At 37.8% G+C, this 14,562-nt stretch carries 12 protein-coding genes; all 12 read right to left on the reverse strand.

The genetic code is table 11. The features are described 5' to 3' along the window. Nucleotides 1-84: 84 nt before the first annotated feature. Nucleotides 85-1,293 (reverse strand): DUF4876 domain-containing protein, encoded by a 1,209-nt coding sequence (locus ACFOWA_RS19480; protein ID WP_378988537.1) that lies wholly within the window; start codon nt 1,291-1,293, stop codon nt 85-87. 16 nt (nt 1,294-1,309) lie between these two features. After that, nucleotides 1,310-4,042, reverse strand: coding sequence for a TonB-dependent receptor (locus tag ACFOWA_RS19485; RefSeq protein ID WP_378988539.1), 2,733 nt, complete (start codon nt 4,040-4,042; stop codon nt 1,310-1,312). An 85-nt stretch (nt 4,043-4,127) separates the two neighbouring features. After that, complete coding sequence (locus ACFOWA_RS19490) at nt 4,128-4,481, reverse strand: hypothetical protein (protein WP_378988541.1); 354 nt, start codon at nt 4,479-4,481, stop codon at nt 4,128-4,130. A gap of 91 nt (nt 4,482-4,572) precedes the next feature. Then, nucleotides 4,573-5,025, reverse strand: coding sequence for a hypothetical protein (locus ACFOWA_RS19495; protein ID WP_378988543.1), 453 nt, complete (start codon nt 5,023-5,025; stop codon nt 4,573-4,575). A gap of 97 nt (nt 5,026-5,122) precedes the next feature. Continuing rightward, the gene (locus ACFOWA_RS19500) at nt 5,123-5,548 is read right to left on the reverse strand and encodes a Fur family transcriptional regulator (RefSeq protein WP_378988545.1); all 426 of its coding nucleotides are present in this window, start codon (nt 5,546-5,548) and stop codon (nt 5,123-5,125) included. Between the two features lie 106 nt (nt 5,549-5,654). Next, nucleotides 5,655-6,875 (reverse strand): ABC transporter permease, encoded by a 1,221-nt coding sequence (locus ACFOWA_RS19505; protein ID WP_378988547.1) that lies wholly within the window; start codon nt 6,873-6,875, stop codon nt 5,655-5,657. Next, the gene (locus ACFOWA_RS19510) at nt 6,872-7,480 is read right to left on the reverse strand and encodes an ABC transporter ATP-binding protein (protein WP_378988549.1); all 609 of its coding nucleotides are present in this window, start codon (nt 7,478-7,480) and stop codon (nt 6,872-6,874) included. Before ACFOWA_RS19510 ends, ACFOWA_RS19505 begins: the two co-directional genes overlap by 4 nt. Before the next feature lie 176 nt (nt 7,481-7,656). Then, nucleotides 7,657-8,043, reverse strand: a complete 387-nt coding sequence (locus tag ACFOWA_RS19515; RefSeq protein WP_378988551.1) for a MerC domain-containing protein — start codon at nt 8,041-8,043, stop codon at nt 7,657-7,659. Between the two features lie 268 nt (nt 8,044-8,311). Next, the gene (locus ACFOWA_RS19520) at nt 8,312-9,478 is read right to left on the reverse strand and encodes a GTP-binding protein (protein ID WP_378988553.1); all 1,167 of its coding nucleotides are present in this window, start codon (nt 9,476-9,478) and stop codon (nt 8,312-8,314) included. Nucleotides 9,479-9,487: 9 nt separating this feature from the next. Beyond that, a complete protein-coding gene (locus ACFOWA_RS19525) occupies nt 9,488-11,680 on the reverse strand; it encodes a carbohydrate binding family 9 domain-containing protein (RefSeq protein WP_378988555.1) in 2,193 nt (730 codons plus the stop codon). Between the two features lies 1 nt (nt 11,681). After that, nucleotides 11,682-13,016, reverse strand: coding sequence for a DUF3526 domain-containing protein (locus ACFOWA_RS19530; protein WP_378988557.1), 1,335 nt, complete (start codon nt 13,014-13,016; stop codon nt 11,682-11,684). Between the two features lie 5 nt (nt 13,017-13,021). Next, nucleotides 13,022-14,437 (reverse strand): DUF3526 domain-containing protein, encoded by a 1,416-nt coding sequence (locus tag ACFOWA_RS19535; RefSeq protein ID WP_378988559.1) that lies wholly within the window; start codon nt 14,435-14,437, stop codon nt 13,022-13,024. Nucleotides 14,438-14,562: the final 125 nt, after the last annotated feature.

The following is a 14,562-nucleotide window of genomic DNA, read 5'->3' on the forward strand; positions in this document are numbered from 1 at the left end:
CCGATTAAGATCAGGAAACAAGTCATTAGGATTGACCAAATGGCCAATCCTAATGAAGGGTTAAAAAGGATAGTTGTCATTTATTTAAAATCCTTTTGGTGTTGGTGTAGTAAGTTTTTGAAAATCGTTACCACTGTTGTTCGTGTCTTGAAGTACTCTTCTTCCATTGATGGTAGTAGCCACTTTTCTTCTAAAACTTTCAGCAGTATAGGTATCGCTTGCAAATACAAAACCTGCATCAATAGCAACAGGCAAACGCTTAAAACTACCGCTCGATGCATCTTTTAAAGCTTCAAAACTATCGATTACCAAGGTGTTTGGAATTTTAACATAAGTAGTGGTACTGGTGCTGCCAGGAATGTTGGCCATCGTCAATTTGCTAAAATCGTCTGTTTTAAATATGACCAAACCCGGACCGAAAACGGTCAGTAGCCAATCAAATCCACCAGTAAAATACAATTTTTCAAGATTTGGAACTCCAGGCGCATCTGCATCGCGATTATCTGGCCTTTCGTTATAGGTTTCCCAGTCTGCCTTAGAAAGATCAACTGGAGAATTTGGATTAAGCGTGGCTTCCTTATGGTTAACCCCATCTTGGGCAATAATGATACTAGCTCCCGGTGCAAGCGGACGTTCTTTTCCCGACCCTGGAATTCTCCAAACATTTCCGGCATAACTACTGGTATTATCGGTGTTAAATGCGGTTGGAAGTGAAGTTGGATTGATTAGCCCAGAATTCCCATAAATATCAGCGATACACAATCCATCAAGATAAATTATATCGGTAGAGTTATTGTAAATTTCTACAAACTGATCTGAAAAATAAGTTCCTCCAGATGCTGTCTTTGAACCAGTATAATAAACTTCCTTGATGAGTAAACTTCCTGCGGCAGAACCTGAGAGTTGTAGTGTTATTTCTGGCGACTGTGGTGCTGAAATTACGGCATCGGTCTTAGCTGCGTTGAGTACGAGCGCTTGGGATACACCAGTAAGTGTAAGTGACTCAGCTGCACTAAGTGATTTGTTCACAGAAATGTCATAAGTGCCAGGTACAACATCTGAAAATGTAGCTACTCCTGTAGAATTGGTAAAACCAGTGATAGAACTACCACTACCTTTATTGATTAGCTTAACTTCGGTATTGGCTACAGCTTTTTGGCTATAGTTATCTGGATAGTTTACATTGATTTTAACGGTAGCCGTTTGTACAAGGTTGCCATCTCTTTTTTTGCAGCCCCAAATGGTAGTGGCTACGGCAATTAATAGGATTAAAGTAAATTTTTGTGTTTTCATTTTATGTATTTTATAGTTATAAATTGATAGTAAATTCAGCTCCAAAAAAAAGATTTTGGTTGCGAGTGGTGTAAGCCTGGGTATTGACATTAAAATAATTTCCGCGATCAGCAAGTAAGTTGTTTACGTAAAAGGAAAGCCCACTTCCGCTTTTAAATTCTTTAGTAACCCTGATATTGAAAAGCCATAAAGGTGGCGGCTTATTTGTGAGCGCAACAGTACCAGACAGTGATCTCCGCAAATCTGTGTATTGTGCCTCCATGGCCTGCTCTGTTGTGAGGTAGGTGATACTTCCCTGCTGATCGATGTATCCAACAGCATAAGGGCTAAGATCTAGACCTCGATTGGTATCTTTCCAGATGGTTTGGATAAGGCCACTTACCAGGAACCTTAATTTTGGAATCCTTGTAATAAACCTTGCACTCGTATTAAAGCGCTCTCCTTTGTTGCCAAATCCCGAACGGAAAATTGGAATTCGCTTTGGGGTAACACTGGTAAATACAGCCCTAGCAGCATCAGCTACATTTCCATCATCGTAGCTCTGGGTTTGTATCCAAGCTCCTGTAAAGTTAAAGCTGGTATTGATCTGCTGTATGGGTGGCGTGTCAAATTGAAATTCCATCCCAGTGTTTTTTATTCTACGGTTGTTGCTGGTAATATCTACTGCTGCAAAAAAAGGATCGTATTTTAAGGGTACTGGATTTAATATTGGTGGTTGTCCGATGGGAAAGCTTGTTGCTCCAAATTTGGCAACCGACAATGGAACAACTTTTCGGTCGGTGCCAAATGCACCGGTAGTTATTTCGCTAAATCCGGTAAGATAACCTATAAATCCTTTGAAGTCGTAGTCAAGTCCCAGTTCAAATTTTTCAGATTGATAAGATTTTAGCTCCTCGTTTTTGGTGTCTAAAACCACTGTTGTTAATACCACTAACCTTTCGGCAGGATTGGTAGCATAGTAATTATAGTTTACCAAATCGAAATAGCGATCGCCTGGGTACATATAGGACAGCGTAGGTGCTTTAGCCGTTATTCCATAACCAGCCTTTAGCCTAAGATTTTTAATAGTTTCTATGGCAATATTTAATCTAGGCGCCAAAATATTACCATAATCTCCCTTGAATGGGTTTTGTGGCTGTATGTTGTCATATCTTAATCCAGCATTAAAATTTACCTCTCTGTTGAATATATTGGTCGTTATCCTATCTTCTGCATAGTATGAAATCTGTAAGAGGGAGGGGATGTCTGCATAGCTTCGGGGACGGTCGCCCATACTATAGTTCTGTCTGGGTGGTCGTGTTGGGTCAAATAATCTGCCATCCCCATTATTGCCGTCATAACGATACTCCGCACCAACTACCATTTGATTTGAGAATTGATTTTTACCTGTATTTTTTGTAGTGCGAAAAATCGTTCCTTCAAGCCTTCCATAGAGTGAAAGTGGTTTTCCAGAAGTATTTACAATACTCAAATATTCTGCTTCTCCATATCTTCCAACTTGTGTAACGTTGGTTGTGGCATCAGTTACTGGGAAAAGATCTCTGGTAATGAGTTCCTGCACTAAACTTTTCTGGTTGGTATAGCTAAAACCAACATCATAACTTAACAAAGAAAACCACGAGTTCGCCGTATTTAACTTGCCGCTGCTCGAAAGCCTGATCCCCTTATCACTGCTGTATATTTTTCGCTGGTAGCGAAGGTCGTCTGGATCCTGTTTTGCATTATCGAGCGTACTAAATATTGCAATTCTATTTGTGGTAAATAATTGTTGGTTTAGCCACGGCCTGCTCCAGGTAAACTGTGTATTTATTCTGGTGTATTGAGATAAGGTATTTCTTGGGTCTTCTTCGGAGTAACTGATATTCCCATCAAAACTCAGAATTCCCTGGTTTCCTTTGAGCTTAGTACCAAAGCCAACGGATTGTTCGATAAGATTTGGATTAACCCGAGTAGTGAATTGTGGCCTAAATACGCCAGCTCTGGTATTTACCAATATAGCGCCAGTTGTTAAATCTCCGTATCTGGCAGAAGGCACACCCCGTATTACTTCTATACTTTCGATCTGGTCTGCTGGGATTTGCCTAAGATCGTTACCTCTTCCAGCTACCGAAGAAAATGGAGCAAGTGCACCTGGTGATGAATTTAAGATATTTACATTGGTCTGCAAGTTTGCATTATTGGAAAATGGGATGCCATCTAATACGACTGCCGTTCCAAGCGCATTTGCTCTAGCAGCATCGGTATTAGAAGGCACCTGCCTGATGTTGATCTGTTGTGCGGAAGAAAGATCAGGATTGAGTGCGAGTTGGCCAGGCAACAACTGTAAAGCATCTGCAAGACTTGTTGGCTGGGTATTTTTTATGGCTGTTTTATCTATAACCGATGATGACCCCACCTTTCTTCTGCCTGCGGTTACTGCTACTTCTTTCAATGCAAGGGACAGCGTTTCCATATAGATCACAATAGTAGTATCGCTCTTTAGATTGAAATCCTGTTGAATGGGTTTTTTGCCGAGTAGCGAAAAACTAATACTTTGATTTCCATCTTGTTTAAGTCTGAGCTCAAATGACCCATCATCAGCCGAGAACTTAAAATTTTGAGTTCCCAAAGCTTGGATAGACACCCCCGAAAGGGGTTTGGAATTAGATAAATCAAGCACTTTCCCTTTAAGTAAAATGGTTTTGCTTTTTTGGGAAAAGGCAATGAATGGCATTGCAAAAAATGCAATGCATAAGAAAATTCTATACATAGTGTTTAAAAGGATTTCTCCTTCCGTATTCAAAAAAATGGTTTGATTTTAATTACAACCTAAGAATTAGGTTTTGAAATGATACTTATGCTGTAGTTGGGGGACCTTTATTGGTAAAGGCAGCTATTGCTTTGGGATATATTGCAGAATGGATTGTTCCATCAATTGTTGTTGGTTCTGGTAGAAAGTAGGCTAACGAAATCTGGTTTGAAGGCAGGTATTCATTGCTTTTTTGATGCAATAAAAATTCACAGATTGCGCAATTTTCAACGTGTATATCATAAGAAGTAGTTCTTGAGATATTTTTTTCGGAAATCGCTTTATGATAATGAAAGGCCTGTATTGTGGTAATGGAAAAAATAGCACATAACAAAAGAAGGGAAATCATCTGATTGATGAAACCTAATTTCTTCCGAGTTGTCTTTTTACTTTTTACCACTGCTACAAAGTTGCATTAAAAAATTGAAAGTTTATAATTTTTTAAAATCTGATAGGGTCGTCTTTTCAAGGGTTGCCTATCATTTTTTTTATTATTTCTCAAAGGTCTCTGCTTGAATTAATGATACAGGCACATTATTATCGCCTTCTGCGAGTTTTAAAATACCCGAAATATGGATGGTTTTTTCAGAATAGGGTATTGGCTTTTTCATTTCGATCAAAATCATTGCAGGTACACCGTTAGAGCCACAATAGAAACATTGATTGATTGGGAGCGGGGAAAGTAAACAGCGATCATGCATTCTTTTGTTTTTAATTGGGATTAGGTATCCTTCAAGTTCAAAAGTTTTATTTTTGAATCTCTCCATAGACTCAGAAAAATTTGCAATTAATTGATTTTTATCGTTTAAGGTATATCTTATGCTACCTATAATATCCCAATTCAATGAGGAAACCTGATCTTTTGGATTGTGCTTTTTTTGCTGTGCAATAACGTTGTTTACTAACAACATCATAAAAAATGTAGTAAGGATTTTAAGCTTCATGGCTTTTCTTTTAATGCATCAAAGTTGCAATAAAATGGAAGAAATTCCTAAATATATTGAAGAAATACCTAGCGAATTTATTTCCTTGAAATCACTCTTACTTAGGCTTTTTAGAACAGGTTTCGCAAGTGCCAGTTGCCATTACTTGCATGGCATCCACATTAAAGTGATTTGGGATAGCTATATTCGGGATTTGGATATCAAGACAATAAATTTTTTGGCAAGTGCTACAGCTAAAGTGCAGATGCTGATCTTGATGATGATCGATGGTGCATTTTGTATCGCACATTGCGTAGTTAGCTTTTCCATCACTACCCATGATCTTGTGCAAAATTCCTTTTTCTTCGAAGGTAGTTAATGTACGATAAAGGGTTACACGATCTACCTCTTGCTTTAATGTCTTTTCAAGTTCTGGCTGCGAAACAGCAGCACTTCTACCAATAATTTGTTCGAGAACAAGCAACCTCGGACGGGTCTGTTTAAGTTTATTATCAATCAGTAGCTTGTTAGGATCTCGTTTCATCTTGTAAACTGATACAAATTTGCAATCAGTTTACAAGGTTAATCATATTACTTTGAGCAACCAAAATACTGTGATAAATTGACTTACATATTGTTTTTTGATTGATCTAATTTTTGGCCAATGTACTCGATATGTTGCTTCGGTAAGCTTGAAAAGATGGGATTAATGAAGCAATTATGCCAATTATTAGTCCAATTATCAAGAGTTTATACTCTCCGCTTATCATGATCAGTCCAGTAAGTTTTGCCTGTCCGTTATCCTGAAAGTGACCAATTAACTCTACTACAGCATGTCCGAGCGCAATACCAAGTGTTGTACCAATTAGGGTTAGGATTATACCTTCAGATATGACAATCAAAAACAACTTTGCCCTTGAGGCGCCGAGTACCCTCATAATCGCTAGATCATAACTTCGTTCTTTGAGTGAGTTATAGAGGTTTACAAAAACGCTGATGCCTGCAATGGCCATAATCAATCCAGCAAACCACTGTAGCGTATCTATACCAACCCCAATAAGGGAGAAGAGCCTTGTGCTTTCCATTGCAGGTGAAGCAGACTGCATATTCGTTGTAGCATTAACCATTCTTGGAAACATCACTACAGACATTGGCGATCTGTATTGGATTAGAATAGAAGTAAGCTCGCGATCCTGTATTTCAGGAGTTTTCTTTTCTACTGTAGAGTGGGGTTCTTTTTGCTTTTCCTCATCCTTTGGATCGTGCATCTTCCATACGCTGGCTACATTGGTCATTATCAGATTATCAGTTACATTGTCTTGTTTTTTAAGTATCCCAACAACCTTATAGGCATGTGCCTTATGTACGTCAGAACTGCCTGTTAATCCATGCGCACCATAAAAGCTATCCCCAATTTTTAGTTGATTAACCTCTGCTACATCGGCTCCGATAGTAGTCTGGAAATCTTCTTTCCAAAATTGCCCCTTTTGCAGCGAAAGGTCATAGAGGGCGATAAAGTTGGTATCGGTTCCAACGATTCTGGTACCGTTGTAGTTGTCGCCAAGTGCTAGCGGTACAGCTCGCTTAACAAAGGGACTACTCATTATTTTTTGTGCTTCGATAAGCGGTATATTTCCCGTTGGAAAATCGATGTAATAAATACTGGAAAGAATTAACTGTAGCGGACTTCCCTTGGCGCCAACCACTAAATCAATATCTTTAGCATTTCGATCTAGCTTGGAAGAAATTTGCGCTGCCGCAAGTAACAAAACACAAAGTATAGCCGAGCCAAATGCAATTAACAGTATACTTAGAAATGAAGATAGTTTTTTGGAAGTGATATGTTTCCAAGTAATCATCAGTGCGTTCATAGTTGAAAAGTATTGGTGAAGAAATGTTTGATCCTTTGGTCATGTGTAGCCACTACAAGGGTGGTTTTGTTAAGTACAGACTGCTGAAGTAAGAGCTCCATTACGCTTTCTGTGTTTAAATCATCTAGGCTAGATGTGGGTTCATCGGCAATTAACAGCTTAGGACGGTTAATTACGGCTCTTGCAATAGATACACGCTGAAGCTGACCTTGGCTAAGCTCTTCTGTACTACTTTTAAATTTTTCTCTGATGTCTAAAGAACTCAATACCTCTTTGATTCTTTTGATGTCACTTTTATAACCTGCCATTCCCTGTGCCAAAAGTAAATTCTGGCCGATAGTTAGGCTTTTGATCAAATGCGGTCGCTGAAAGACAATGCCTATATATCTCCCTCTAAATGTATCCAGCTCTCGCTCGGAAAGGGAATAGATATCAATCCCATTGAGGTATATATTTCCGTTTGTTGGCTTTAACAGACCTGAGATGTGATGCAGTAGTGTTGATTTTCCACTGCCAGATGAGCCTAGCAACAAATAATGTTGATTTCTTTCTACCCTCCAATCATCGAAATGAAGACTAGTTCCTTTGCCAAACTGGTGATGCATATCGACCGTTTGGATCACCGCACTATTTTCTAACATGGCTTTTCAGGTAAAGTTGATAGATATCTTTTGCATTTATTTTTTTGCTATGGTCATGTTTGCATCCTGGTTGTAGAATGGAAATAATGACAAGCATGGCGATAAAAATTTTTCTGTTTGTTGTTTTCATCATTGTATGATTAATTGTGGTGATCTTTCCTGCATTTATGATTAAGCTTAATATTAAGTAGATGTGAAGCAGCGATTAAGACACCACCTACCGGAATTAAAAAAGCTTCTAACCCAGCTAATAAATGTCCACAAGCGATGAAAATAAATCCCAGCATTAAAATCATAAAAGGTAGTTTTTGCCGATGTATTTTGTATGAGGTGAAGAGCGCAGAAATACCGATTAATACAGAAAGGCTTAACATCGCTAGTTCGAACAATGGATTTGAAAGAAACTCCATCCCATAAAGTGGAAGTAAAGATGCGATGATGGGAAGTGCTGCGCAGTGAATGGCGCAAGCAATAGAGGCTGTCATACCAGTGCGGTCGAGCAGGTTTGAAGGAATTCGAGTTTTCATGAGACAAATATAAATGCAATAATGTTGCATTATGGTTGTCTGCTCTCAATTCGATACCGTTAGCACTAATATTTCTTTCCATTTTGTTATATTTTGTCCTCTCTGGAGCTGTTAAAAGCAATTATTTAGGATTGTAAAATAAATGCAACATTGTTGCTTTTAATAAATTATTTAGTATATTTGATCTTCATTATAATTAGTTTAAGTTAGCAGTAGTAGTGCGGCGGGGTTGGTTTTCCGCCGCATTTTTTATGTTAAACCTTTGTCTTTATTTGTTTTTCTTAAAATCAACTAATTCCATTTCATTGAGCAAGCAAGAATTTAACTCATTGCTTAATAATCCTTTATCCAAATCCTGTCCTATAAAGACGAGTTCATTCATTCGGTCTCCAAAATCCTTGTCCCATCTGGCTTCTATATCTTTTTGGTTCATGGCAAAATCGGCATATTCCATTCTCTCTGAATAAGGCATACTGCACCACCATAAACCAGCTGGCTCCAATTTTGATGACCCTCCTGCTTGAGAAAAATTCATGGCTTGGTCTTTTTGATCAGCAATGTAAAACAGTCCCTTTGACCTGATGATGTTGGAAGGAAAATCTTCCTGTAAAAACTTCATAAAACGTTTTGGATGGAAGGGTTGCTTACTTCTATAAACCAGTGAAGAAATTCCGTAAACTTCAGTTTCTGGAAGGTGTGTTCCTTCCAATTCTTTAATCCACCCGGCAGATTGAGAGGCGGTATCAAAATCAAACATCCTGGTATCGATAATCTCTTTGATAGGGATTTTGGAGTAGCAACTCTCTATAATTTTTGCAGCTGGGTTAAGTCTATTTATCACCGCTTTTAGCAAGCCGACTTCGGTTTCGCACACTAAATCAATTTTATTGAGTAGAATTACGTTCGCAAATTCTATCTGTTCTGTTAAAAGGTTCACAATGGTTCTGTTATCACCCTCCATATCGGTCAGTTTTCTATCAACCAAAAGCTCATCGGTTCCAAAGTCTTTAGAGAAGTTGAAGCAATCTACTACGGTAACCATGGTATCTACATAGCTAAATTTGGAGAGATCAATTCCATTTTCTTCATCAACAAAAGAAAAACTTTGGGCAACGGGTATAGGCTCAGAAATTCCACTGCTTTCAATTAAGATGTAATCGAAACGATTTTCCATTGCCAATTTTTCTACTTCAATCATCAAATCTTCTCGCAGTGTGCAGCAAATACAACCATTGCTCATTTCTACCAATTTCTCTTCAGTTCTTGATAAAGTACCACCACTGTTAATGGTGTTGGCATCAACGTTTACTTCACTCATGTCGTTTACGATCACGGCAACTTTAAGGTTGAGCTTATTATGTAGGATGTGATTAAGCAGCGTTGTTTTGCCACTGCCTAAAAAGCCACTTAATATGGTTATTGGTAATTTCTTCATGTGTTTTAATTAAAATTGTTTGAGATAACTGATTTTCGCAATGGTTTGTTGCTGATGTAGACCAGTTTGCCCCAGTTGGTTATATACTAAATAGATAAAGGATTGTGGTCTGTATTCCCAGCTAAACCGAGAATTCCACCGGCTGCTTGCGGTTGCCGTGTTGTACTGGTAAAATAGGTTAAACTGTAACCTAGGGTTTAATGCCATCCTTACATTTGGCACCACAAGCTGTGTAGTTAAATCATTTTTATCAATACCTATATTCTTCAATTTATTGTATTCGTAATCGATACTAAACGCCAGTTGAGCAAGAGGTGCATACCTTACATTTCCTGTAAAACTGGAGATATTGCCATCGTAATATCCACCATGATTGAGGTAGATGCCATAAGAGAACTTACTGCTACGGTCGCTGTAGTATTCGAGGTTTGCCTGCGTATAGTTATAACTTCCTTTCGGTATGGTTAAGCCCAATGGGTTAAATTCCTGGTCTAAACGTTGCAGGTTAAAATGTGCCGAAGCAATTAATTTGCCACCATCATTAAAAACCAGAAAGATGGGATAGACTTTTATCAATGCTTCTTGTAGGTTTAGGTTTGCAGGATTTTGATAGCTATCTAAACTTACACCAGGTTCCCAACTCCTTATAAATTTTGGTAGCCAACTTACTTTTCTTCTCAATAAGTACACATCCAGATAGTTATTGATATAATTGTTCCTTGCTACAAAACCGAGCGCTGGATTATAATTGTTAGAAATAAAGGTAGTACTGTACAATAAGCCCATACCATTGCTGTTATAGCTCAGTTTGGCGGTAGCTGCGACACCATCGGCAGGTGTGATACCCTTTGTTTTTGTGCCGCTGAATGTATAGTCTAGGCTAAGTTTATCGCTAATTCTATTAAACCCTGTTATCGAGGCGCTACCATTAGATGTTCCATTATCTGCCTGTTGCTGGTTTCCAGTTAGCAGCAGGCCTATATTATTTGCTTTACTATAATTCTTGATGAGCCTTGCAACAGCAATATTGCTAGCGAGAGAATTGTTGTCGTTTCTTTGATGTACGTACAAGGCACCCAAACTGTATGAGGTGTTTTTATCGGTATACCTCAAGCCCGCATCGATAGGTATAAGGTCGCCATTTTGGTCTAAACCTATGGAACGACTGAAAAAAGGTTTAAAATTACCCACACTTCCGGCATCAAATAATCCAGCATTCTCTAAGAAAAACTGTCTCCTTTCGGGAAAAAGAACAGAAAATCTTGTCAGGTTGTTAACCTGTCTATCCGCATCAGCTTGTGCAAAGTCTGTATTAATCGTTACATCAACCGTGCTGTGTACATTAGGGTTCCATTTAAACTCTCCACCAAATTTAGATTGTAGTTTCTTGCCTCCATCTGGATGATCTGTATAGGTGGCTACCGTATAAGGATTTACCTGTATATTGGTGGATGGCTTAGGAGGTTCAATCCCTTCCAAAAGCGCTGTATAGGTCATCCTATAGCTATCTGTGCTCCTAGGGTAGCCAGGAAAGGCGCTGGTTTCGTTTGTTCTTCTTGCAATTCTAACAAAGTTGATGCCCCAGATGCTTTTCCCATCCTTTGCATCCGGGTAACGTAGTGTTTTCCACGGGATAGCCATTTCACAGCTCCAACCATCATCGTTTATCTGACTTCTGGTGTTCCATAGCGCATCCCAATCCCTATCGAATATGTTATCATCAAATGATTGTAGGTCTCTTTGGGCTCCGTAAGGGTTAGTTTGAAAAACCATGGCATTGCGTTTACCATTGAAAGGATCTATGGCCACACCAAAAAGGTCGTTATCGAAAAAGCCGAAATCCCTGCGTAGATCTTGTACCCGAATACCATTTTTGCCGATACTATCGCTGCAATAGGCGGCTATATAAAGGTATTTTTCATCGAACAATATTTTAACAATTGTTGAATAGTTGGTAGGCTTTCCCTGATTGGGGTCAACTTGTACAAATCCATTAACTGGTATTGCCATCTTCCAGGCCTGCTCATCAATTTTGCCATCAATAGTAATCGGTGTATTGGTTCTTAGTGCCTGCAATTTAACCTGCTGAACAGGTGGTGGGAAATTGCCTGTTCTGTCAACTTCTTGTGCAAATGAATGTAAACAAAGGCTTGCCGATAGTGTAGCAACAAGGAAAAAGAATTTACAGGTTTTTTTTTGCATTTTATTTTTTTGCAGTGCTTTTAATGGATAAATATTCCTTAAAAGAAAGTCTGTTATTGAAGTCGTCAACAGTCATTTTCTGATTAGTGAAATATTTATTGGTTAAATCTTCTTTAATTAACTGAACAAAAGCCCTAACACTTTTTAGGTATTCTGTAAATGCAGTTAAATCAGTTTGTGTTGTCTTGGTAAATGATTGCTGGCATTGGGTAACTGGATTTAAAAAGTTCCATTTTCTTATAAAATTTTCTCTCTGCGCCACTTGTTCTAAATAGCTTTTTAAAACAACGTCGGCCTCTCTGTCGCTTAATTCGCCGCTAACTGCGTAAGCTTTATTGAAAAGCAAATGGTCAGAAGTATCTGTATTTTTATATTGAGGATAAAGCTTGGTGAATGCTGATAACCTATTTTTTAAAAGTATAGGTTCTGGATTTAGCTGAACCCTGCGGATGTACTTACTAAAAACCTCTGTGCTAACAGGGTATTTTGAATTTGCCACCGAATTGATAATTGCAGGTAAACCAATGGAGAGAAATATCCATAGCGTTGACAGTAATATGGCAGTTTGTACCGATGATTTTTTTAGCTGTACGACCAAAAATATAATCAAAAACCAAACTATGATATACAAATTAGCAGTTACGCTGTAACTAAGCCATTGTGATAAACTGAGATCATCGAAATAGGCAACTGAAATCAACAAAATGCCGTTGAGCAGTATTAGGGTTGATAGTAAATAAAAAAGTATTTTTAAATTAATAATCTTTGATGCCGAACTAGTCGAATCAAGAAGAGCAAAAGTACCGCTTTCCACTTCTTCCGATCGGATATTGAATTTAAATGCAATCATAAATAGGGGAAATAAAAATATGATTACAAACGCCAGATCTAGGTTGCCAAAAAGCAGCTTAAATGGACTGCTTATTTCATTTTTGAAAAACCGCATATAGAAGCTAAAAGGTTCCATTTCGTGATAATAGGGATAAACATCTCTATTGCCAATTGCCATAAATGATGAAGCAGAGGGCTCCCAAAATGTTGTCCATCTTTTGTTTGGCGAAATCAACGACCAAGATGGGTCAGTAAGCTTACTGTAGTCCCATTTTTTATCAGCACTACTCGTATCTGGATAATGCATTTGGTTGATAATTCCATCGAAGACTTTTTTCTCTTTCACAATGGTTTTATCGATGGTGTCTTTTTGCTGCCGTATTATATTTCTTCCATTTATTAATGCAATTAGCGCAATAGAAAATAGCAGGGCATTGGCGATCCAAAATGCAGAGCTCATTTTTACTTTCTTCCATTCAAAAGTAAATACAGTGTGAATTAACATAGTTCTTAAATTTTTTGTGCCGTTATTTTTATTAAGATTACACTTACCAGCATTAAGAAAATTAATGCAATAAAATCTAGTAAATGGTTTTTAAATACCTTTAATGTGTCTGCATTTTTGTACGCAAAATCTGGGATATGGCTAAATAGTTTTTTGCCTGTTTTATAGGTATTAAAATCTCCTTCTTTAGAGTTTTTTGCCATGTCTTCATTCATGGCTTGAACGAATTGCATCCGATATATTTCTGCATCCTTACGAAACGCTATCTCATTCGATAAATCGGTATTACTGAGACCTATGGATAGATTTTTAATGCTTAGAAGCGGGTTTAAAAAACTAGCATAAGTAAAAATGTTCTGCTGTTTTTGTAATGCATTGCTCAAGCTGTCAAAATGATTGTTATAGACTTTACTGCTATACTTTTCACCTTCCATCATAACGAGGCCTTCAATGTTTACAGGAAGCTGACTAGTGCTATCTACCTTGTGTTTTTTAAGAAGGTCGGCTGTAAATTTTTTAGCCCTGATATCGCTGGTGTTATGTCCATCCATGCCATTTATGATGTCATTTCTAACCGCTTCTTTAAAAGCGGTGTTTGATGGCAGGGTGTAGATTGCTGAAGAAAAATTAGCCAATAGCTTTGGTGAAACTACACAGGCAAAAATCCAGACACTTAATGAAATGATCAGACTTTGTTTTAGTGTTTTGCTGAACGTAGCTATACTAATGGTTACCGTTAAAAAGATAAAATAATAGCACCCATACGCAATTAGTATTAAACTTGTTTTGACTAGATCCTCGCTTGTGAATCTTATATCTGAAAAGTAAAATAATACAAATGAAATAGCATACAGCACAACTATTGTAGATAGCGCAAGCATAAGAGGGGACAAAATTTTGGCAACTACCATTTGGTGTCCACTAATTCCCGTTACCTTAATTAGGGTAAGTGTTCCAGAAAGGCGTTCGCTTATGATACTATTAAAACTCAAAATAATTAATAACAGTGGTACGAGTAACTGCAATAACAACGCAACATTAAGTTCTCCAAATCGAATTAATGAGGAAGAACTTTGTGCTGGGCTAAGTAAAAAATCATTTTGCCTGTGTGCCTCCAAATAAATATATGTTCCAGAGTAGGCATCAATTCCCTTATCGAAAATACTCAGTACATTAATTGGCTTAAAAGCAAAGTTGCCAAAATGCGCCGCAATATGCGGGTGTTTATCGCCTTGGTTAAGCCATTGTTCTCTATCGTTATGCTGCGCTATTTGTCTTGTTTTCGCAACTGCCTTATATTCATTCAGTCCTGTAAATAGGCAGAATATCCATAAACAAGCAATGCTTCCTATAAAAACATATAAGAGCTTGTTTAAATGCCATTCTTTATATTGGTGTCTAATTAATAACCAGATTTTCATCAGTATGTAATTTGTTTTTAAATGTTTTGAAGCGATCATGAGCATATAGATTATTATTGTTGATTGATTTGCTCATGATGGTTTCAAAGTCGTATAAATTAAAGGCAGGACGTTGCCATCCTGCC

Source organism: Pedobacter lithocola (assembly GCF_042650845.1).
GTDB lineage: Bacteria > Bacteroidota > Bacteroidia > Sphingobacteriales > Sphingobacteriaceae > Pedobacter > Pedobacter lithocola.

Bases quoted from the DNA above. Each gene is read 5' to 3' on its own strand.
- ACFOWA_RS19520 (WP_378988553.1), bottom strand. From the start codon at position 9,478: ATGAAGAAATTACCAATAACCATATTAAGTGGCTTTTTAGGCAGTGGC.
- ACFOWA_RS19515 (WP_378988551.1), bottom strand. From the start codon at position 8,043: ATGAAAACTCGAATTCCTTCAAACCTGCTCGACCGCACTGGTATGACA.
- ACFOWA_RS19535 (WP_378988559.1), bottom strand. From the start codon at position 14,437: ATGAAAATCTGGTTATTAATTAGACACCAATATAAAGAATGGCATTTA.
- ACFOWA_RS19500 (WP_378988545.1), bottom strand. From the start codon at position 5,548: ATGAAACGAGATCCTAACAAGCTACTGATTGATAATAAACTTAAACAG.
- ACFOWA_RS19495 (WP_378988543.1), bottom strand. From the start codon at position 5,025: ATGAAGCTTAAAATCCTTACTACATTTTTTATGATGTTGTTAGTAAAC.
- ACFOWA_RS19480 (WP_378988537.1), bottom strand. From the start codon at position 1,293: ATGAAAACACAAAAATTTACTTTAATCCTATTAATTGCCGTAGCCACT.
- ACFOWA_RS19505 (WP_378988547.1), bottom strand. From the start codon at position 6,875: ATGAACGCACTGATGATTACTTGGAAACATATCACTTCCAAAAAACTA.
- ACFOWA_RS19525 (WP_378988555.1), bottom strand. From the start codon at position 11,680: ATGCAAAAAAAAACCTGTAAATTCTTTTTCCTTGTTGCTACACTATCG.
- ACFOWA_RS19510 (WP_378988549.1), bottom strand. From the start codon at position 7,480: ATGCATCACCAGTTTGGCAAAGGAACTAGTCTTCATTTCGATGATTGG.
- ACFOWA_RS19485 (WP_378988539.1), bottom strand. From the start codon at position 4,042: ATGTATAGAATTTTCTTATGCATTGCATTTTTTGCAATGCCATTCATT.
- ACFOWA_RS19530 (WP_378988557.1), bottom strand. From the start codon at position 13,016: ATGTTAATTCACACTGTATTTACTTTTGAATGGAAGAAAGTAAAAATG.